The sequence below is a fragment of the Pseudomonas sp. Z3-8 genome (genome assembly GCF_051131975.1).
Lineage (GTDB): Bacteria > Pseudomonadota > Gammaproteobacteria > Pseudomonadales > Pseudomonadaceae > Aquipseudomonas.
Genome location: NZ_CP071643.1, coordinates 3,572,131 through 3,593,553, shown reverse-complemented (window position 1 = coordinate 3,593,553; position 21,423 = coordinate 3,572,131). Strand labels below are relative to the sequence as shown.

At 60.6% G+C, this 21,423-nt stretch carries 13 protein-coding genes and 4 pseudogenes; 8 read left to right on the top strand and 9 right to left on the bottom strand.

Annotated elements, in window-relative coordinates; translation table 11 throughout:
* Positions 1-26 precede the first annotated feature (26 nt).
* Together J3P94_RS16180 and J3P94_RS16175 are read right to left on the bottom strand one after the other, a co-directional pair.
* Positions 27-2,477, bottom strand: a complete 2,451-nt coding sequence (locus J3P94_RS16180) for a glycosyltransferase (protein WP_434568783.1) — start codon at positions 2,475-2,477, stop codon at positions 27-29.
* A gap of 146 nt (positions 2,478-2,623) precedes the next feature.
* Positions 2,624-3,442 (bottom strand): ABC transporter permease, encoded by an 819-nt coding sequence (locus J3P94_RS16175; RefSeq protein WP_434568782.1) that lies wholly within the window; start codon positions 3,440-3,442, stop codon positions 2,624-2,626.
* A gap of 183 nt (positions 3,443-3,625) precedes the next feature.
* On the opposite strand from J3P94_RS16175, the pseudogene J3P94_RS16170 reads away from it, so the two are divergent.
* The 4 genes and pseudogenes from J3P94_RS16170 to J3P94_RS16155 form a co-directional block, all read left to right on the top strand.
* Positions 3,626-4,852: pseudogene (locus tag J3P94_RS16170) on the top strand (ABC transporter ATP-binding protein); the annotation flags it as partial.
* The gene (locus tag J3P94_RS16165; protein WP_434574205.1) at positions 4,829-6,349 is read left to right on the top strand and encodes a polysaccharide pyruvyl transferase family protein; all 1,521 of its coding nucleotides are present in this window, start codon (positions 4,829-4,831) and stop codon (positions 6,347-6,349) included. The pseudogene J3P94_RS16170 and the gene J3P94_RS16165, both read left to right, overlap by 24 nt.
* Complete coding sequence (locus tag J3P94_RS16160; RefSeq protein ID WP_434568781.1) at positions 6,343-7,029, top strand: 2OG-Fe(II) oxygenase; 687 nt, start codon at positions 6,343-6,345, stop codon at positions 7,027-7,029. Before J3P94_RS16165 ends, J3P94_RS16160 begins: the two co-directional genes overlap by 7 nt.
* Complete coding sequence (locus J3P94_RS16155; RefSeq protein ID WP_434574203.1) at positions 7,022-9,175, top strand: glycosyltransferase; 2,154 nt, start codon at positions 7,022-7,024, stop codon at positions 9,173-9,175. Before J3P94_RS16160 ends, J3P94_RS16155 begins: the two co-directional genes overlap by 8 nt.
* Positions 9,176-10,109: 934 nt before the next feature.
* Here the strand turns inward: J3P94_RS16155 and J3P94_RS16150 are convergent.
* A complete protein-coding gene (locus J3P94_RS16150) occupies positions 10,110-10,982 on the bottom strand; it encodes an NAD-dependent epimerase/dehydratase family protein (RefSeq protein WP_434568780.1) in 873 nt (290 codons plus the stop codon).
* The gene (locus tag J3P94_RS16145) at positions 10,979-11,911 is read right to left on the bottom strand and encodes a glycosyltransferase family 2 protein (protein WP_434568779.1); all 933 of its coding nucleotides are present in this window, start codon (positions 11,909-11,911) and stop codon (positions 10,979-10,981) included. Before J3P94_RS16145 ends, J3P94_RS16150 begins: the two co-directional genes overlap by 4 nt.
* 344 nt (positions 11,912-12,255) lie before the next feature.
* Between J3P94_RS16145 and J3P94_RS16140 the strand changes: the two genes are divergently transcribed.
* Together J3P94_RS16140 and aldA are read left to right on the top strand one after the other, a co-directional pair.
* Positions 12,256-14,433 carry a PQQ-dependent dehydrogenase, methanol/ethanol family gene (locus tag J3P94_RS16140; protein ID WP_434568778.1) on the top strand — a complete coding sequence of 726 codons (2,178 nt, stop codon included), beginning with the start codon at positions 12,256-12,258 and terminating at the stop codon, positions 14,431-14,433.
* 66 nt (positions 14,434-14,499) lie between these two features.
* Positions 14,500-15,936 carry an aldehyde dehydrogenase gene (gene aldA, locus J3P94_RS16135; protein WP_434568777.1) on the top strand — a complete coding sequence of 479 codons (1,437 nt, stop codon included), beginning with the start codon at positions 14,500-14,502 and terminating at the stop codon, positions 15,934-15,936.
* 224 nt (positions 15,937-16,160) lie between these two features.
* Here aldA and J3P94_RS16130 read toward each other — a convergent pair.
* The 5 genes and pseudogenes from J3P94_RS16130 to J3P94_RS16110 form a co-directional block, all read right to left on the bottom strand.
* Positions 16,161-16,226 (bottom strand): annotated as a pseudogene (locus J3P94_RS16130) (hypothetical protein); the annotation flags it as partial.
* 309 nt (positions 16,227-16,535) lie between these two features.
* Positions 16,536-16,601 (bottom strand): annotated as a pseudogene (locus J3P94_RS16125) (hypothetical protein); the annotation flags it as partial.
* A gap of 311 nt (positions 16,602-16,912) precedes the next feature.
* Positions 16,913-16,975, bottom strand: a pseudogene (locus tag J3P94_RS16120) (hypothetical protein); the annotation flags it as partial.
* A gap of 314 nt (positions 16,976-17,289) precedes the next feature.
* Entirely contained in the window at positions 17,290-19,233 is a 1,944-nt protein-coding gene (locus tag J3P94_RS16115) for a sigma-54-dependent Fis family transcriptional regulator (protein WP_434568776.1), read from the bottom strand.
* Positions 19,234-19,394: 161 nt separating this feature from the next.
* Positions 19,395-20,291 carry an alpha/beta fold hydrolase gene (locus J3P94_RS16110; RefSeq protein WP_434568775.1) on the bottom strand — a complete coding sequence of 299 codons (897 nt, stop codon included), beginning with the start codon at positions 20,289-20,291 and terminating at the stop codon, positions 19,395-19,397.
* A gap of 227 nt (positions 20,292-20,518) precedes the next feature.
* Between J3P94_RS16110 and J3P94_RS16105 the strand changes: the two genes are divergently transcribed.
* Both J3P94_RS16105 and J3P94_RS16100 read left to right on the top strand, forming a co-directional pair.
* Complete coding sequence (locus tag J3P94_RS16105) at positions 20,519-20,944, top strand: YciI family protein (protein WP_434568774.1); 426 nt, start codon at positions 20,519-20,521, stop codon at positions 20,942-20,944.
* A 23-nt stretch (positions 20,945-20,967) separates the two neighbouring features.
* Positions 20,968-21,375 (top strand): VOC family protein, encoded by a 408-nt coding sequence (locus J3P94_RS16100; RefSeq protein ID WP_434568773.1) that lies wholly within the window; start codon positions 20,968-20,970, stop codon positions 21,373-21,375.
* Positions 21,376-21,423 lie beyond the last annotated feature (48 nt).

The following is a 21,423-nucleotide window of genomic DNA, read 5'->3' as shown; positions in this document are numbered from 1 at the left end:
TAAACAACGTTGCATCCAAGAGGGGCCTATACATCTCGGTACGTGTGCGGAACCCAGGATCCCCATTTGTTCTCGTAGATCGCCCGGTTCTTCTCGAAAAGTGCCTGTTTTTTCCTGGCACCCAAGGTGTTGAACGAGGCGGACAGGTGGTGATGGACGAAGACGTCTTCGGCGCAAGCCGCGCGCAGGCCGCGACGCTGCACGCGGCGGCAATAATCGTCATCCTCGAAGAACCCCAGGCCGTACTCCTCGCACAGGCCCCCAATCTGCTCGTAGGTCGAACGCGGGAACATCACGCAGAAAAACGCCAGGGTGTTGATTTCAAACCACTCGCCCATGCGGGCACGGGTCATTTGCGCGGCTTCGGCGGGCATATCCTCCATCCGTCCATAACGGGTGCGGACTTTGGCTTCGTTGCCGATGTTGTTGGTGACCGGACCGATGATGCCGATTTCCTCGTGGTCCTTCAGATGACGGATCAACCCCTTGATCCAGCCGGCGGTGACAACCGTATCGTTGTTCAGGATGACCAGGTAATCGCCACTGGCTGCCGCGAGCCCTTGGTTGTTCCCTGCGGCGAATCCCTTGTTATCTGGATTGAGGATGACGATCCGTTCGGGATGTCCCTTGGCCCAGGCAGTGAGATAGGTCGGGGTCTGGTCGCTGGAGCAGTTGTCGACCACGATGATTTCAAGGTTCGGGTACTGGCTCTGGGTCAACAGACTGTCGAGGCAAGCCTTGGTCAGTTCGAGGTTGTTGTAGGTCAACACCACGACGCTGACCTTGGGCAGGGGCAATGACGCGATGGCCTTGCGCAGGCTGGCGGCCCGATGCTGCCAGGTCTGGCCCTGGGCGAACGATTGACGCGCCCTTGGCGTTGCGCCGACCTCTGGCAGAGCGTCGAGTACACCGCGTATGGCCGAGATGAACTCAGCCGGCTGTTCAACCGTCCAGACCAGTTTGCCGAACTGGCTCAACTCCGGCAGTTTCACCGACACTACCGGTTTTCCTGCGCTCAGGTATTCATAGACCTTGACCGGATTGGTGGCGAGCGTCAGGGGCATGACCTTGAACGGAAGCAGGCAAACGTCCATGGCGTAGAGGTAATAGGGCAGGGAGGCATACGGGACTTCGCCTTCCAGGACCACATTCGGGCAGGCCTTGAAATATTTTTTCGCCTGGACGATATCGCTGCCGATCAACAGGATCAGATGCTGCGGGAAGGACTGGGCGACGCGTTTGACCAGTTCCAGGTCGAACCATTCGGCGATGACGCCGTAGTAGCCGATGATCTTTCTGTTGGCCGGGTCCCGGTAGATCTTGTCGGGGCGTTGGCTGAAAAAACCGTATTCGCAGGCGTTGCGGATCACCTCTACGTTGCGGTTTTCCCGCTTGCCGTGTTGTTCGATCCAGTCGGAAGTCGCCACCAGCAGATCGGCCCGGCGCATCAAGGCGATTTCCAGGTCGAGCAGTTCCTGGGCAACATTGCCGAAACCTTCGTGATGATCCATGCAGTCATAGACCAGCGTGGCGTTGGGGACACGTCTTGCCAGCGGGAACCAGTAGGCGTGCTGGACGATGCAATCCACGGCACCGACGTTCGCCGCGTCCAGCAACATGGCCAGTCCCTGGCGCAACTGGCGGATCGCGGCGGCTGACGGCGGGGCATGATAAATGGCCGGAGCCCCGCGCACCTTGAAACGGATCTGGAACAGCCGCTCGGAGCCCTCCAGGCGCTCCGCCTCGAAGCCGGGGGCATCACCGTCGATAAAGTGGTTGGAGATATAAAACGTCGTTTGTCCCGCCCGCGCCAACTCCTTGGCCAGGTTTTGTGGGCGCTGGATGCGAAAGTGCCAGTCGATTACGCCGAACATCAGGATCATCGGCTGCCCGTGACTGGATGGCACGGCAAGGTCAATCGGTGGTGGCAGGCGCTGCAGCGGCGCGAGGCTTGGGGACGCCGATGATTCGCCGGGTGTCGCGCTGGTGGGTCTCAACCAGCTTCGAAGCCGCTGGGCCAGCCTGCTTTTCCGATGTGCGGTGAGCGGCAACCAGGCGTAGATCCGGCGCGATAATTTATACAGCTGCTTGCGTATCGAATAACGCAGCGGTGCGCGTTCGATGGCGTTGGCCCAGTCGGAAAGCTTGAACAGCTCAGTCTGTTTCGCCGCCAGTTGTGCGCGCAAATCCACTGCCCAATCGGACAGCTCCACGGCTTGGCGTTCTTTTGCGCGAAGTAATGCCTGGGTGTCTTTGAGGCGCCGTTCGGTCACCTGCAACTGCTCGCGCAATCGCCCGGCCTTGCCTTCCTGAAGCGACAGCCGAGTGCGAAGCGCTTGTGAACCCAGGTTCAGTTGTTTGATCAGCCGGTCCCGATTCTCGATTTCCTTGACCAGCTGCAAGGCTTCAATGGATCTGGACTGTGTTGAGCGAGTCAGTTTGTCAATGTGATCGACAAGACGGTTGATATGATCCATGCGTTCTTCCAGTCCCTTGGACATTACGGCAACGCACCCCGGGTCTTGCAGGTGTGTTGTCGACTTCAATAACCAGGTAGGCCCAGATTCCAGCCGTGCCACCCATCAGCATAGCGGCTGCTGGACGAGGCGCCACGTCAACAAACTCATATGACATCGGCAAAGCCTTTGCGTGTCCTCTGGAACCAGGCGAATCCGGCACAGGCAATCGACAAGGAAATTGCCGAATAAGTTGCCAGGTGCGCCCATTGTGGCGTCCTGCCCCAGAACAGTACGTCACGAACCATTTCCACCGGCAGCGTCAGGGGGTTCGCCTGCAAGGCGGCCTGATAGCTTTGTGGAAGTATCGAAAGGGGATAGAAAATCGGCGAGAGAAAGAGCATCGCCGTGATGACAATGCCAATGAACTGGCCGATATCGCGCAGGTATACGCTTATCGAGGCGAGGAACCAGGAAATACCCAGCGTCAACAACACCAACGGAAACAGTACCAATGGCAGCAGAAGGGCGGTTGCCGGAGGGGTTCCGAACAGGACGATATAGAAGAGCAGCCAGGCCAGGATGCTGATCGCCATGTGGAACAGCGCCGCGCCGAGCGACACCATCGGCAGGGTTTCCAGTGGGAAGACGATCTTCTTGACGTAGTTGGTATTGGCCAGCACCAGGCCCGGCGCGCGGTTCAGGCATTCGGAAAACAGGTTGAACACCAGCAAGCCCGCGAACAGCACCAGGGCGAATTCGCTCTTGGACTCGCCGCCACCCGACCAGCGGGCCTTGAAGACCACGCTGAACACGAATGTGTAGACCACCAGCATGAACGCCGGGGTGAAGAACGACCATAGGATACCGAGCATCGAGCCTTTATAACGACCGATGATCTCCCTGCGGATCAACACGTAGATCAGGATTCGATTGACCAGCACACTCTTGATCATGGCGGCAGGGGAAGTGCTGAACGACTGCATTGGTACTGGGGCCTCAGGACAAAAAAATCGGAACTCGGTGAATCGCATCCTCATGGAGGGTAGGCCAAGTTCAGGGCATTCGAAGTTTTTTTCCCGTTTTGTGCTTAACTCATCGGCAGTGCCCAGCGAAGGAATGATTCAGTAGTGCCGCAAATGGAAGTGACTCATGGAAGGGCTTTGCCGATGTCGTTTGAAGTGGCCATCAGCGCCGAGAACCTGAGCAAGTGTTATCAGATCTACGATGCACCCAAGGACCGCCTGTTGCAGATGCTGGCGCGCGGCAGGAAGCGTTTCTACCGCGAGTTCTGGGCCCTGGACGATGTTTCCCTGACCATCGCAAGGGGGGAGACCGTCGGCATTATCGGCCGTAACGGCAGTGGCAAATCCACCTTGTTGCAACTGATCTGCGGAACGTTGATGCCGACCCGGGGCAGCGTCCGCGGGCATGGCCGGATTGCGGCGTTGCTTGAGCTCGGGTCGGGCTTCAATCCGGAGTTCAGCGGCCGCGAGAACGTCTATGTGAACGCGGCGGTGCTGGGCTTGAGTCGCGCGGAAATCGACGCTCGTTTCGATGACATCATCGCCTTCGCCAACATTGGCGACTTCATCGACCAGCCCACCAAAATCTATTCCAGCGGGATGCTGGTACGGCTGGCTTTCGCCGTTTCGGTCTGTGTGGAACCGGAGATCCTGATCGTCGACGAGGCCCTCTCCGTCGGTGATGCATCCTTTCAATTCAAGTGCCTGAACCGCCTGGAAGAACTGGCTGCCAAAGGCACCACGCTGCTGTTCGTCTCCCACGACATGAGCATGGTCAAACGGTTTTGCCACCGGGTCATCTATCTGCGCGCAGGCCGCGTCGTTGCCAGCGGCTCGCCCGATGAAATGGCCGAGCTGCATTTGCTCGACATGCGTGACGAGCAACGTCGATGGGCCAGTGGCGGGGTCATACCGGTTACCCAAAAGTCGTTTATTGGCGGTCAGCAGGGGATGGCCTTTGGAACCGCGGAGGGACACATCAGCGCCGCCTGCTTCACCAACACTCGGCAGCTTTCTTCGAGTTACCTGTACGGCGACGACATCGAGATTCGTGTTGAAGCGTTACTGCATGAGTCGATCACTCAACCCAACATCAGCTTCACTATCCAGGAAGCGAGGCTGCTGGTGATCGGCGGGGGCAACTTTGCCCTGCAACCGGGCCCGGTCGAAAACGGCTGGCGGCATACGGCCATTACGGTGCGCTTCCCGGCTAACCTCGCCGAGGGGCGTTACCACATCACGCTCAAGCTGTTGCATGGCGCGACGGAAGACACCTCGCAACTGATCGAGAAGCAAGTCGCGCCCTTGGCGTTCGACATGTTGCCCAGCCACAAGCATTTCCTCGGCATGGTTGACCTGGGATTGCAGAGCGTCGACCCGCGAGCGGCCGAGTCGCTTCCCAAGACTTGCGGGATTCAAGCAGAGGAGGACCTGGCGGAACACTTGGATGAGCGCACGTGGCAGGTGGCTATCTTCGGCACCTTCGACGTAGAAAACTATGGTGACCTGCTGTTCCCCATCATCGCCGAGGCAGAGCTGGCCCGGCGCTTGGGTTCGGTCAATCTGCAGCGGTTTTCCTATCACGGGAAAAGCCCATCCGAATGGCCCTATGCCGTGACGTCGTTGACAGAGCTGCCCGCTGTAGCGGCAAGCCTGGATGGCGTGTTGATCGGTGGTGGTTTCCTGATCCGTTTCGATAAAGTCGTTGCCCATGGCTATGGTCCGACCACTGCGGACATCCATCACCCTACCGGTTATTGGCTGACCCCCGCGCTCATCGCGCTGCAGCATGCGGTTCCGGTCATGTGGAATGCACCGGGGATGCATTGCAACAGTATCCCCGATTGGGCCAGGCCGTTATTGACGATGGCCCTTGAGCAGAGCCGGTACGTGCGCGTCCGTGATGCCCTGTCGCGCGATACCCTCGGCGCGCTCAGCCAGCAAATCGAGATCGAAGTGCTGCCCGACACCGCGTTCGGCTTGCCGCGCCTGATTGATGAGCAACGGCCCTCGGCCGAGTTTGTTCGGCTGCGCGAGCATGCCGGGCTGACCGGGGCCTACATCGTGATCCACGCCATCCATGTGGTGGAGTCCTTTGTAAAATTGTTCGAAGACCACCCCGAGGCGTTCCTGGGCTACCAGTTCGTGGTGGTGCCGATTGGACCGGTCCTGGGTGACGATCCGTCAGTGATTGCCGGTCGGCTGCCCGGATCCATCACCTTGCCGTTCTGGCCGGAGCCGTTGCTCATGGCCGAAATTCTCAGCCAGGCCCAAGCGGTGATCGGCCATAGCTATCACCTGGCGATCACCGCCCTGGCGTTTGGCGTGCCGGTGTTTTGCTCGGCGGACCTGACCACGGGCAAGTACACGGCGCTGGCTGGGTTCGACACGCTGCATGCGTTGCCGAACGTCGCGACGGTCGATCCGCAATGGTTCCTCGCCCGCGTGGGCAAGACTCAGCCATCGCCCTTGGCGCGTGCGGCGGCGGATCAGTTGGTGGAGCATTGGGACCGGGTCGCTGAGATCATTCGCCAAGGTAAAACGGCGTCGCAGCCGGTGCTGGGGGCTTTTCTACAGCACTTGCCCAATCTGCTCGAAGCCGCGGCCGAGACGTACGACCCAGTGCCAGCTGAGTCGCCGGTGAGTCCGGTCATGCCTGTGCCGCAGATCAACGAACCCGCGCAGGATCTGGCAGCACGGGAGCTTGCCCAACAGCAACGGATCATCCAGCTCCGTGAGCAACTGGCTCGCAGCGATGCCAGGATGCGTGAGCTGCAGAACTCCAATTCATTCCGAATGACCGCGCCACTGCGTTCCATCGCCCGTGGTATCAGAAACCTGACAGCGAACAAGAACCGACAATGCTAGATCTCTCTCGTCTCACGCCAGCGGCGCTAAAGGATCAGCCGTTCTCATGGGCTGAAATCGGCAACCTTTACTCGGCCGAGGATGCCGCCGCGTTGACAGCGTCTTTTCCTCATGATCACTTCAAGACGGTGAGTGGTTATGGCGGTGAAAAAAACTATGACTACGAGGCACGAGCCTTGTTGGGCATGGGCGACGATACCATCGCTCATGCGCAGGAATTGAGCGAGGCATGGTTGCGGCTGGCTCGGGATCTTGGCTCGGCTGGTTATCGCGAAGCCATGTCGCACATGACTGGGATCGATCTGCGCAGCGTGCCGATGGAGGTCAATGTCTTTCATTATGGTCCGGGTGCGAGCCTGGGCGCCCATCCGGACCTGCCCGATAAACTGGTCACCCATATCCTCTATTTCAATGAGTCCTGGGACCGCAACGACGGCGGTTGCCTGAACATCCTGCACCGCAACGATCCCAGCGCAGTGGCGGCCGAGATCGAGCCCCTGGTGGGTAATTCGGCGATCCTGGTGCGCTCGGATAATTCCTGGCATGCCGTCACGCCCGTAGTCAGTGGCTGCCATTCTTCCCGTCGTAGCCTGACCGCAACGTTCTACCGGCCGGGCTCGCGCAGTTCCATGTGGCCGCCGGATGACAGCACGCCGCTGCATCGGTACCCGCATGCTTAAGCCCGACAGCACCTTGATCGACCGGGACGCCGCCTTGGCTCAGCGAGATGCGGCCGTCAATGAGCGCGATACCGCGCTGGCGAAAGTCGACTTCCTGCAGAACACCCGTTCGTGGCGTTTCACCCGGCCACTGCGTACGCTGTTCCGGGTGCTGCGTTATGGGTTTGCCGCGACCCGGGAATTTCCTGAAACGGCCCCGGCAATCGTCTACCCGGCAGCGCCGGAACCGTTGCCGAACGTTGAGGTACAAGCGGATTTCGCCACCAGAGGGCAGCTGGATATTCTCTGCTTCGCCAATATCGACTGGGCCGCGCGCTTCCAGCGACCGCAGCAGTTGATGAGCCAGTTCGCGAGCAATGGTTATCGGGTGTTTTATATCGTTCCATCCAGTGTGCCGGAGCAGGGACAGCTTTATCGAGTGACCTCAGTGGCGTCCAATCTTTTCGAGGTGGCGCTGCATCGCGATGTGCAAATGGCCTATTACGAAAAGATAGTGACGCCTGAGAACCATCAGGCGTTGCTGCGCGCGATTGCTGCATTGGTCACCGACATGCAGATCAGAACCGCCCTCTCGGTGGTGCATATTGCCTACTGGAGCCCCGTGGTACTCAGCCTGCGCGCGCTGCATGGCTGGCGCATTCACTATGACTGCATGGACGACTGGGATGGTTTTCCGAACATCGGCGAACAGCTGCTGAGCGAGGAAAAGACGCTGATTGCCCAGGCTGATCTGGTGACCGTTTCCGCGGCGTTGCTTTACCAGAAATGGTGCGCCCATAACCCTCGCTGCGTGCTGGTGCGAAACGCTGTGGATTTTGCTTTTTTCCACCAGCACTGTTTTACCAACGATGTGCTGAGCGGGCTGGTCGGCCCGGTGATTGGCTATTACGGCGCCTTGGCTGAATGGCTCGATTATCCACTGCTAGCGGCGTTGGCGGACTTGCGACCGACGTGGAATTTCATCCTGGTGGGGGATATTTTCGTCGAGGACCTGGCGGGGCTCGAGCACAAGCCCAATGTGCGGTTGTTGGGCCGCAAGCCGTACACCGAGATGCCGCTGTACCTGGATCATTTCGACGCGTGCCTGATTCCCTTCAGGCTTTACAACGTGACCCATGCGGTCGATCCGGTGAAGTTCTACGAGTACATCAGCGCCGGCAAACCGGTTATCTCCACGCCGCTGGCGGAGATCGCCATCTACAAGGACCTGCTGTACTTCGCAACCGGAGTCGATGAGTTCATCGAGCAGATCGAGCGTGCCCTGGCCGAGCGCGATCTGGCCCTTTACAAGCGGCGTGTGGAGCTCGCTCGGGCCAACGATTGGAAGGATCGATTTGATAGCATGCAACTTGCCATCGTCGGGCTGTACGAGAAAGTCTCCATCGTGATCGTGACGTACAACAACCTCAATCTGACGATTCAATGTGTAAACAGTGTTCTGCGTAATACCACCTGGCCCAATTACCAACTGATTGTCGTCGACAACGGCTCGGACGATGGTACGCAAGATTATCTTGAACGCCTGGGCCGTGAGGTACCGTTCACGAAGATCATCCTCAACCCGGACAACCGGGGCTTCGCTGCGGCGAACAACCAGGGTTTACGAGAAGCCGACGGTGACGTCCTGCTACTGCTAAATAACGACACGGTGGTGCCGGGCGGTTGGCTCGATCCGCTGGTCAGGCATTTGCGTGATCCGAGCATCGGCCTGGTCGGGCCGGTCACGAATGCGGTAGGAAACGAAGCGAAGATCGAGATTTCCTATACCGACATCCAACGGATGCAGGCGTTTGCAGACCACTACACCGAAGCCCGTAAGGGGCAGTCGTTCGATATTTCCATGCTCGCGATGTTTTGTGTCGCCTTTCGTCGAACTACCTTCGATGAGGTGGGGTATCTAGATGAAACGTTCGGTATCGGGTTGTTCGAAGATGACGACTACAGCCGTCGTGTCCAGGCTGCCGGCTACCGCACGGTCTGCGCTGAAGATGCGTTTATCCATCACTACGGGCAGGCCTCGTTCAGCAAGCTGATCGCCAGCGGCGAATACCAGGCCCTCTGGGGCAAAAACCAGGCGTACTTCGAAAGCAAATGGGGGGCGTGGCAAGCCCACGTACATCGCGACGAGCCCGGCGCGGAGGGGTAGGGCGCGATAAGGTCACCCCTCGGCATCCTCGTTGACAGTAACTCCGCCTTCGCGAGCAGGCTCGCTCCCACATTGGATTTTTTGGCAGCCGCAAAATGCATCTACGCAGCAGATCCCTGTGGGAGCGAGCCTGCTCGCGAAATGGCCGGCCCATCCAATATCTTCGTTGATTGACACTCCGCCATCGCGAGCAAGCTCGCTCCCACGTTGGATTTTTGGCAGCCGCAAAATGCATCTACGCCGCAGCCCCTTTGTGGGAGCGAGCCTGCTCGCGAAATGGCCGGCCCATCCAATATCTTCGTTGATTGACACTCTGCCATCGCGAGCAAGCTCGCTCCCACATTGGATTTTTGGCAGCCGCAAAATGCATCTACGCCGCAGGTCCCCTGTGGGAGCGAGCCTGCTCGCGAAATGGCCGGCCCATCCAATATCTTCGTTGATTGACACTCCGCCATCGCGAGCAGGCTCGCTCCCACATTGGATTTTCGGCAGCCGCTAAATGCATCTACGCCGCAGGTCCCCTGTGGGAGCGAGCCTGCTCGCGAAATGGCCGGCCCATCCAATATCTTCGTTGATTGACACTCCGCCATCGCGAGCAGGCTCGCTCCCACATTGGATTTTCGGCAGCCGCTAAATGCATCTACGCCGCAGGTCCCCTGTGGGAGCGAGCCTGCTCGCGAAATGGCCGGCCCATCCAATATCTTCGTTGATTGACACTCCGCCATCGCGAGCAAGCTCGCTCCCATATTGGATTTTCGGCAGCCGCAAAATGCATCTACGCCGCAGATCCCCTGTGGGAGCGAGCTTGCTCGCGAAATGGCCGGCCCATCCAATATCTTCGTTGATTGACACTCTGCCTTCGCGAGCAGGCTCGCTCCCACATTGGATTTTCGGCAGGCAGGCACAAAACATCCTACCTATCGCCAAAGCCGTTTCAGCGTCCAGGCAAATCCTCATCCAGCAGCTGAAACGCCTTGGGGGCAAAGCCAAACTGTTGACTGGCCTGCGAGTGGTCGAACACCAGGTCCTGGTTCATCCGGGCCACCAGCGCGCTGGAAAGGTGCCGGTAGCGTGGCAGGCAGCGCATGATCGAAACGCCCCAACCCAATGCCTTGGCTGGGAGGGGCACTGTTCGAACCGGGCGTCCCATGGCCTGGAAGATGCGTCGCACCATGGTGTGATACGGCACGGTTTCTCCCCCCGACAGGTTGTAGCCAGCACTGGCCAAGTCAGGCATGTTCATGGCCGATAGGCAAGCCTGGATAACATCATCACCATGCACTGGCTGGCGCAACCCGGTGCCGCCACCGATCAGTGGGAAAAATCCAAAGCGCTGGATGAAACGAGCGATTTCCGAAATATTCTTGTCGCCACCAAAGCCATAGATCAGGGTCGGTCGCAGGATCACCCATTCGATCTGCCGTTCGGTCGCCCACTGCTCAAGTTGTTCTTCTGCACGTATCAAGCGTTGCGCCACGTCTCTTTCCCGAGGGTCGGGCGATGCGTGCTTGGCAAAACGGCTGGTGGAAGACAGGACGACAACGCGTTTGACCTGGGTGCTGGCAAGGCGCTCCAGATAGTCGGACAACACCCAGATGGGAGCAAAGGACAGCAGTGTGTCCAGCGTCAGTCCCTGCCAGTCGTCAGCCTCTCGCCAGGTCACTCCCGGGCAGGACGAAACCTTGGACAGGTTTCGGGTGAAGGCGCTTGTCAGGTGGCCGTTTCGTACCAGCAATGGCAGGACGCGTCGGCCCAGGAAACTGGAACCGCCCAGTATGCCTACCCGCAAATTGAAGTCTGTTGTCATAGGTTGCTTGCATTTTTAAATCGGCTCGTCGCGTGGCGAAGGACCATCAGGCTGAATCGAAACCAGACTCCGATCACCACGCTGATCCATAGGATGGCGGGGTATTTGCGGCGGAAAAATTTGCGATAGAAGCGCAGGAAACCCAAGTGTTTGTGCCATTCGACGAAATACGGGCGATGCCGACTGCAGCCTCCGAACACATGCTTCACCTGAGCATCAGGCACGAACAGAACGCTCCAGCCGGCTTGATGGAAGCGCATGCACCAATCCAGGTCCTCGCAGTGCAGGAAGTACTCTTCGTCCCACAACCCGACGCTCTCGATGGCTTCGCGCTTGACCAGCATGCAGGCTCCGGAGATGGCTTCAACCACAGTGGGCGTGCTGGGTAGCGGCTCCTTGTGCAATAGGAAATCAGACAGAACCGATGGGAAAAACATCGAGAGCCGTGAAAGTCCGAAAGCCCGCATGAAGGCGCGCCGGGGCGTGGGGAACACCCGGCGCCCACCGGCTTGCTCGCTGCCGTCCGGGTTGCACAGGAACCCTCCGACCATGCCGATCTTGGGCGAGCTGCGCAGTGCCAGGAGCAAACGGTCCATGGCATTGGCTTCCAGCACGGCGTCCGGGTTCAAGAAAAACAAATTGGTGGCTTCCGACAGGCGGGCACCCTGGTTGCACGCCACCGCGAAGCCGAGGTTGGCGGCATTGCGCACGATTTCAAGCTTGTCGTCGCCGGCGTGGGTACGCTCCAGCCTCGCCAGGCTGTCATCGTGGGAATTGTTATCCACCACGATCACTCTGGAAGCGCCGGCGGCAAACGCCGACGCTACACACGCCAGCAGAAGCTCACCGGCGTTGTAATTGACGACGATCACATCGCACTCGCCGCAAAAGGAAGATTTGGCCGATTCATCGATAGCGCGCAGATCCATTGCTTTCATAACTCCCTGCACAACCTGAATACATATGGAATCGCAACTACACAGGTGTGTATTTCAAGATAGCAGGTCCGCGCACTTCGACCAGTTTCTGGGCCGGTGTGCGCTTCGAGCCAGTCATATTCCACCGCGTCGAGTGTCGACTTTTGCTGTGTCAGGTCCGGCACAACTGTCGCGGCCAATGCGACAGCTGTCGCACGCGGACGCAATTGGCGGCCAGGGACGAGGGCCGCGTACTGCGGGGGTTGCAGCGATATTCATAACGGTGGCATGGGGGTTGCTCTTCTTCTGGTGCGCAGCGCAATGGCTTCGCTACTAATAAGAACCAGGAGTCTCCCATGACACAGATTGGCCTCGCCGTGCCTACTGCTTCTGCGAACGCGTCCCTGCGCGTTCCCCTCAAGACGTTATTTATCGTGCTGGCGCTTACCCTCAATGCCGCCCCAGGCTGGGCGCAGGACATGCCGGCGAATGTCGATGGCAAGCGCATCATTGCCGCCGACCGGGAGCCGGGTAACTGGATGAGCACCGGCCGGACCTACGACGAGCAGCGCTACAGCCCCCTGAACAAAATCAGCGACCAGAACGTTGGCCAGCTGGGCCTCGCGTGGAGCTACAAGCTCGACCTGGACCGCGGTGTCGAGGCCACGCCGATCGTGGTCGATGGCGTGATGTACACCACCGGTCCGTTCTCCGTGGTCTACGCCCTGGATGCGCGCGACGGCAAGCTGATCTGGAAGTACGACCCCAAGTCTGACCGCAACCGCGCCGGCGAGGCCTGTTGCGATGCGGTCAACCGGGGTGTCGCGGTATGGAAGGGCAAGGTCTACGTGGGTGTGCTCGACGGGCGCCTGGAGGCGATCGATGCCAAGACTGGCCAGCGCGCCTGGTCGGTGGACACCCGCGCCGACCACTCGCGCAGCTACACCATCACCGGGGCCCCGCGGGTGGTCAACGGCAAAGTGGTGATCGGCAACGGCGGCGCCGAGTTCGGCGTACGCGGTTACGTCACGGCCTACGACGCTGAAACCGGCAAGCAGGCCTGGCGTTTCTTCACGGTACCGGGTGACCCCAAGCTGCCGCCGGAAGACAAGGCCATGGCGATCGCCGCCAAGACCTGGCACGGCGATGCCTATGTGGCCCAGGGCGGGGGCGGTACGGCCTGGGACTCTTTCGCTTTCGACCCGGACTTGAACCTGCTGTACATCGGGGTGGGCAATGGCTCGCTGTGGGACCCGAAATGGCGTAGCCAGGCCAAGGGTGACAACCTGTTCCTGTCATCCATCGTCGCGGTCAATGCCGACACCGGCGAGTACGCCTGGCACTACCAGACCACGCCAGGAGACGCCTGGGACTACACCGCCACCCAGCACATGATCCTGGCGGAACTGCCGATCAATGGAAAGCCGCGCAAGGTCCTGATGCAGGCGCCGAAGAACGGTTTTTTCTACGTGATCGACCGCGCCACGGGTGAGCTGCTGTCGGCCAAGGGGATCGTGCCGCAAAGCTGGACCAAGGGCATGGACATGAAGACCGGCCGGCCAATCGTCGACGACGAGAACGCTGCGTACTGGAAGGATGGCAAGCGCAAACTGGTAACACCGGCGTTCTGGGGCGCCCACGACTGGCAGCCGATGTCCTACAACCCGAACACGGGCCTGGTGTATATCCCGGCGCACATCATGTCGGCCTACTACGAGCACATCCCCGAGGCGCCGAAGCGCAACCCGTTCAAGAGCATGTACCAGTTGGGCCTGCGCACCGGGATGATGCCGGAGGATGCCGACGGGCTGCTGGAAATGGCCAAGGGCTGGTCGGGCAAACTGATTGCCTGGGATCCGGTCAAGCAGCAACCGGCCTGGGAAGTGCCTTATGTGACGATCTTCAACGGCGGCACCTTGAGCACCGCCGGCAACCTGGTGTTCGAGGGCAGCGCCGATGGCCGGGTGATCGCCTACGCCGCCGACACCGGCAAGAAGCTCTGGGAGCAGCCGGCGGCCAGTGGCGTCATGGCCGCGCCGATTACCTACAGCGTGGACGGTGAGCAATACGTCACCTTCATGGCCGGCTGGGGCGGAGCCTTCTCGACGTTTGCCGGGGCTTTGTCCCTGCGCGCCGGGGTGCGGCCGTTCTCCCAGGTGCTGACTTACAAACTGGGCGGCACCGCGAAACTCAACGAGCCGGCGCCGCTTGCCGACACGCCGAAACCGCCGCCGCTGACCGCTGACATGGCGGCGGTGGACGCCGGCGGCAAGCTCTATGACGGCTACTGCTCGCAGTGCCACGGCATCCATGCCGTCAGCGGTGGCGTGCTGCCGGACCTGCGCAAGCTGACCAGCGAAAAACACCAGATGTTCCTCGGCATTCTTTATGGCGGCCGAGTACCTGACGGCATGCCGTCCTTTGCCGATGCCTTCACGCCGGAACAGGTCGAGCAGATTCATCAATACCTGATCAAGCGCGCCCACGATCTGCAGCAGGAAGGCGGCGTCTGGAAAACCTTCAGCGCCAAATGAACGCCCGCGACGCAGGGGCCGGTGCGCCTCTGCATCGCTTTCGACACTGACCGCGAGAGCAGACCCATGACCGAGATCATCGATTACCAGAACTTCATCGCCAACGCCTTTGTCCCCAGCGAACCGAGCATCGACGTGCACAACCCGGCCAACGGACGCTTGCTGGCGCGGGTGCCGCAAGCCAGCGGCGAACAGGTTGAAGCGGCCGTTGCCGCGGCGCGCAAGGCGCAGAAAGGCTGGGCGGCCCGCCCGGCCATCGAACGCGCTGGTTACCTGCGCAAGATCGCCAGCAAAGTGCGCGACAACGCCGAGCGCCTCGCCCATATCATCACCGCCGAACAGGGCAAGGTGCTGGGGCTGGCGCGGGTGGAGGTCAACTTCACCGCCGACTATCTGGATTACATGGCGGAATGGGCGCGGCGCCTTGAAGGCGAGGTGCTGACCAGCGATCGCGCCGGCGAAAGCATCTTCCTGTTGCGCAAACCCCTGGGTGTGGTGGCCGGCATCCTGCCGTGGAACTTCCCGTTCTTCCTGATCGCACGCAAGATGGCGCCTGCGCTGGTGACCGGCAATACCATTGTGATCAAGCCCAGCGAAGAAACCCCGATCAACTGCTTCGAGTTCGCCCGCCTGGTCGCCGAGACCGACTTGCCGGCAGGCGTGTTCAACGTGGTCAGCGGCACCGGCGCAACCGTGGGACATGACCTGACCAGCCATGCCGGCATCGACCTGATCAGCTTCACCGGCAGCGTCGGCACCGGCTCGCGAATCATGGCCGCAGCGGCGCCGAACATCACCAAGCTCAACCTGGAACTGGGCGGCAAGGCCCCGGCGATCGTGCTGGCGGACGCCGACCTGGCGCTGGCGGTCAAGGCGGTCACCGCGTCGCGGGTGATCAACAGCGGGCAAGTCTGCAATTGCGCCGAGCGGGTGTACGTCGAACGCAAGGTTGCGGATCAATTCATCGAGCAGATCGCCGCGTCGATGGCCGCGACCCGCTACGGCGACCCGCTGGCCGAAGACAATCTGGACATGGGCCCGCTGATCAACCAGGCGGCGCTGGACAAGGTCGCACAAATGGTCCGGACCGCCACGGGGCAGGGGGCCGAAGTGGTCACCGGCGGCGCGGTGGCCGACAAGGGCCAGGGCTTTCATTATCAGCCGACGGTGCTGGCCGGGTGTGGCGGCGACATGGCGATCATGCGCGAGGAGATTTTCGGCCCGGTGTTGCCGATCCAGATTGTCGATGACCTGGACGAAGCCATCGCCCTGGCCAACGACAGTGAATACGGCCTGACCTCATCGATCTATACCCGCAGCCTGAGCGCGGCCATGCGCGCCAGCCATGAACTGGATTTCGGCGAAACCTACATCAACCGGGAGAATTTCGAAGCGATGCAGGGTTTTCATGCGGGGGCGCGCAAATCCGGTATCGGCGGCGCGGATGGCAAGCACGGTTTGTATGAGTACACCCATACTCATGTGGTTTACATCCAAATCTGATCATCACCTGTGCTTGGAAAAATGCCGGCTCCCCGCCTGATGTTGTCAAAGGGAAACCGGGATCCCGTGGCGAGGGAGCTTGCTCCCGCTGGGTTGCGAAGCGACCCCAAACCTGGCGAAACGCGGAGCATCAGATGCACCGCAGCCGCTGGTTTACGACTGCTTCGCAGCCGAGCGGGAGCAAGCTCCCTCGCCACGGGGCTGTCGAAAGCCTTCGAGTAGCATCAGGGCTGATCGTTGGGCGCGACGACGCCGTGCGTTTTCATCTTGCGGTACAGCGTCGAGCGCGAAACGCCGAGTTCGGTTGCGGCGGCGCGGATGGCAAGCAAGGTTTGTATGAGTACACCCATACTCATGTGGTTTACATCCAAATCTGATCACCTGTGCTTGGGAAAATGCCGGCTCCCCGTCTGATGCTGTCCGAGGGAAAACGGCGATCCCGTGGCGAGGGAGCTTGCTCCCGCTGGGTTGCGAAGCGACCCCAAACCTGGCGAAACGCGGAGCATCAGATGCACCGCAGCCGCTGGTTTACGACTGCTTCGCAGCCGAGCGGGAGCAAGCTCCCTCGCCACGGGGCTGTCGAAAGCCTTCGAGTAGCATCAGGGCTGATCGTTGGGCGCGACGACGCCGTGCGTTTTCATCTTGCGGTACAGCGTCGAGCGCGAAACGCCGAGTTCGGTTGCGGCGGCGCGGATGGCAAGCACGGTTTGTATGAGTACACCCATACTCATGTGGTTTACATCCAAATCTGATCATCACCTGTGCTTGGAAAAATGCCGGCTCCCCGCCTGATGCGGTCAAAGGGAAACCGGGATCCCGTGGCGAGGGAGCTTGCTCCCGCTGGGTTGCGAAGCGACCCCAAACCTGGCGAAACGCCGAGCATCAGATGCACCGCAGCCGCTGGTTTACGACTGCTTCGCAGCCGAGCGGGAGCAAGCTCCCTCGCCACGGGGCTGTCGAAAGCCTTCGAGTAGCGTCAGGGCTGATCGTTAGGCGCGACGACGCCGTGCTTTTTCATCTTGCGGTACAGCGTCGAGCGCGAAACGCCGAGTTCGGTGGCGGCGGCGCGGATGGCAAGCACGGTTTGTATGAGTACACCCATACTCATGTGGTTTACATCCAAATCTGATCATCACCTGTGCTTGGAAAAATGTCGGCTCCCCGCCTGATGCTGCCCGAGCGAAAACGGGCTTCCGTGGCGAGGGAGCTTGCTCCCGCTGGGTTGCGAAGCGACCCCAAACCTGGCGAAACGCGGAGCATCAGATGCACCGCAGCCGCTGGTTTACGACTGCTTCGCAGCCGAGCGGGAGCAAGCTCCCTCACCACGGGGCTGTCGAAAGCCTTCCAGTAGCGTCAGGGCTGATCGTTAGGCGCGACGACGCCGTGCTTTTTCATCTTGCGGTACAGCGTCGAGCGCGAAACGCCGAGTTCGGTGGCGGCGGCGCTGATGTTCCAGCGCAGCCGACGCAAGGTGCCCAGCAGTTGACGGGCCTCTTCGCTCCCGAGTTGTTCACCCAGGTTGCTGGTCGACGGTTGGGTGCTGCCAGGCAATCGCAGCGCTTGCGGTGAGAGTAATTCGCCGGGCAGGCAATCCAGGTCGATCACGCCGTCTTCCGCCAGGGCCACCGAGTAGCGCAGGCTATTGAGCAACTGGCGGATGTTGCCGGGCCACGGGTAGTCGATCAGGCATTGGCGCGCATCGGCGTTCAGCCGTAACCCGCGGGCGCCAGGTTGGGCGGCGAGCAATTTGTCGATCAGCTCGGCCCGGTCACTGCGTTCGCGCAAGGCCGGCAGCGCCAGGTTCATGCCGGCGAGGCGATAGAACAGGTCTTCGCGAAAGCGCTTGTCGCCGATCATCGCCTGCAGGTCCTGGTGTGTAGCCGAAATCACCTGGACATCCAGGGTCACCTGCACCTCGGCCCCCAGAGGCGAGATTTCACGCTCCGCCAGCACCCGCAGCAAACGGGTCTGCAAATGGGCGGGCATGTCGCCGATCTCATCAAGGAACAGGGTTCCGCCGTTTGCCAGCTCCAGTTTGCCTTTCATGCCTTTGCGGTTGGCGCCGGTGAAACTGCCGGCGCGATAGCCGAACAGCTCGCTCTCGATCAACGTTTCCGGAATCGCCGCGCAGTTCAATGCCACGAAAGGCCCGGCGCGACGTTGGCTGGCCTGGTGGATGGCACGGGCAAAGGCCTCCTTGCCGGTGCCGGTCTCGCCGGTAATCAGGATCGGGATGCCGTTGTCGATCACCTTGCGCACGCGTCGCACGTTCTGTTGCAGCCGGGCGTCGAGACCGGCGAGTTGCTGCAGATCCGGGTGAGCCTCAGGGGCCGGGCGGGCGACGGGCAGCGGGCGGTGCCGTTCGGAAGGGATACGCAGGCCGACGTCCAGCAATGCTTCATCCTGACGACGGCGCAAGCGCACACCCTGGGCGCCGCCATTGGTGAGCCGGAGCAGTTCGTCCACCGTAGTCGGGAGCAGGCTGTCGATGAGCGTGCCGAGCAGTGCCGGCTGATCTGCCAGCTCCAGCGCGACAAACGCGGCACGGTTGGCGCCGATGACGCGACCACTTTCATCGAGCGCGAGCAGTTGCTCGTTGGCCAGATCGGCAATTTCATCGATGGGTTTGAGGGACAGGGTCAAGCGGTCGCGATAGCGCTGGCGAAAGTCTGCGTTCTCGATCAGCCGCGCATACATGATCACCAGTTGCAGCGTGAGGTACTGGCTTTCCCGAGGGCCCTCGTTGTTCATGCAGGTCGCATTCAGGCAGCCGCGTAACAAGCCTTGGGCATCGAAGATCGGCGCCACCGAGCAACTCAGGCTGAAATTCGATGCCAGGAAGTGCTCCTCACGATGAATGATCAACGGCTGCGCCGCCGCCAGGGTGGTACCGATACCGTTGGTGCCCACCACCGACTCGTCCCACTGCGCGCCCACTACCAGCCCCGATCGGGTGTAGATGTCGTGCTGGCTGGGGAGCCGGGAATCCAGGGTGATGCCATGCTCGTCGCTCAGCAGTACGGCAAAACCGGCTGGCACCACGCGCTGGGCCAGGCCGCTGACGCCCTGGCTGGCGATGGAAAGATATTGCTGGTGCTGTTCCTGATGACGCCGTATGGCGTCGGCGCTCAGGATATTCTTGCGGCTCGGCGCGCCAGGATCGAGCCGGTGCTCCACGACGCTGCGGTACCAGGATTGCGCAATGACCCCGTCCGGCCTGAGGCCGCGCCCGGAAAAGTGGTCGTTGACGAACGCCGCGAGTTCGCCGGGGATCGTCTGCGTGTCATGCAGGGTCATGAATTGCTCCATCAGGCGTGAGGCCCGCGAAGGGCCTTCACAGCGATCTTGTTATTGGACGATGGCCGCCGTTGCAAGTATCTACCATAGACGCTGGAGCGTGAATTTTCAGCCTCTGGAAATGTTCGTAATTGATGCCGAGGAAGTTTCGCCGCGTGAAATCACCTGGCGCCGGGGACCGGTGGGAGCAGGAACCCGAGCACCTCGTCAATCAGAAGCCCTGGCGCTTCCTCTGCAATGTAATGCCCCGACGGCAGGGCTTTTCCCCGGACGTCGCCGGCAACCTTTTGCCATTCGCCAAGCGGATCGAAGCAGCGGCCCACAACGCCGTCAGCTCCCCATAGGGCGAGTAACGGCAGTGAGAGTTTCCTGCCGGCTTGCAGGTCGCTCTTGTCGTGCTCCAGATCGATACTGGCACTGGCCCGGTAGTCTTCACACAGACCATGGGCTGCCCCCGGTAGTCTCAGGCAACGCAGATACTCGGCCAATGCCGCTTCGGTGAAGGGCGCCATGCCCGCGCTGCGAGCCCCCATGACGCTGCGCAGATACAACTGCGGATCCGCTTCAATGAGCGTCTCGGGAAAAGGGGCTGGGCGAATCAGAAAGAACCAGTGCCAATAGGCGCGGGCGAAAGCTTCATTGGTCTGCTCGTACATCGCCAGCGTCGGAGCAATATCCAGAACGATCAAGCGTTTTACTGCGTCCGGGTGATCCATCGCCATCCGACAGGCCACTCGTGCGCCCCTGTCGTGAGCCAACACGTCAAACTTTATGAATCCCAGTTCGCGCATCAGCTCCACCCCGTCCAGCGCCATCTGCCGTTTGGAGTAGGCCAGGTGCTGCGCGTCGCCCGGCGGTTTTTCGCTGTCGCCGTAGCCCCGAAGATCCGCCGCCACCACGGTGAAATGTTGCGCCAGCGGCTCGGCGATCTTGTGCCACATCACGTGAGTCTGAGGGTGCCCGTGAAGCAGTAGCAAACCTTGGCCACTGCCGCCTTTGCGGTAGTTGACGGTGATACCGTTGACGTGGCATCGACCCGATTCAAATGAGGCAAACATCGCTCGAAACTCCTTTTGGTTGTTGCTCCCATTCTAGGGCGAGCGCGCTGTGGTACGAAGGTACGGCCCGTGAAAGCTTTCTTCACGAATCGTGAGTAACTGGACGCCCTACACGCGATGGTTCAAAAAAATCGCCTCGGGTTGTCGATTTGCGTCATCGCCATTCGATTAACCTGCAGAGCCGCCACACGGACGGCTTGATCCATCTACTCTGAGGAGCTATGAGCATGCGATTTATGGTGATCGTCAAAGCCAGTCCCGAATCCGAAGCCGGAGAAATGCCCAGCGCGCAGCTGCTGACCGCCATGGGCGCCTACAATGAAGAACTGGTCAAGGCCGGGGTGATGCTCGCCGGTGAAGGCCTGCATCCCAGTGCCAAGGGTGTTCGCGTACAGTTTGCCGGAAACAACCGGACCGTCGTCCAGGGCCCGTTTGCCCAAACAGGGGAATTGATCGCCGGCTTCTGGATCTTCCAGGTCCAGTCGTTGCAGGAAGCTGTCGACTGGGTCAAGCGCTGCCCCAACCCTATGGTCAGCGACAGTGAGATTGAAATTCGCCAGATCTTCGAGGCTGAGGATTTCGGCGAGTCTTTTACCACCGAGTTGCGCGAGCAGGAAGAACGTTTGCGAGCGCAGATATCCGATCAATCGTGAAACCGCAGACAGGAGAGCAGAGCATGAAAATCATTCCCTACCTGACCTTCAACGGCCGCTGCAAGGAAGCCTTCGCGTTGTACCAGGACGTGCTGGGCGGCGAGCTTTTTTCCATGTCCTTTGCCGAGGCGCCCGAGGACGTCGGCATGCCCAAGGACCCCAATCTGATCATGCACACCTGCCTGACCGTGGGCGGCTTCAGCCTGATGGCTTCCGACTGCGCGCCCGGCCAACCGTTCAGCAAGCCGCAAGGCGTGTCGGTGTCTCTCAATGTCGACAGCGCGGAGGAGGCCGAGCGGCTGTTCAATGGCCTGAGTGCCGGCGGCAGCGTGCAGATGCCCTTGGGCAAGACTTTCTGGGCGGAGCGCTTTGCGATGTTCGAAGACCGTTTCGGGGTCGCCTGGATGGTCAATTTCGAGGGGCGGCCATAAGTCGGACTGCCGGCACGGCCGCGCCAATTCTGACAGGAATGTCAGGAA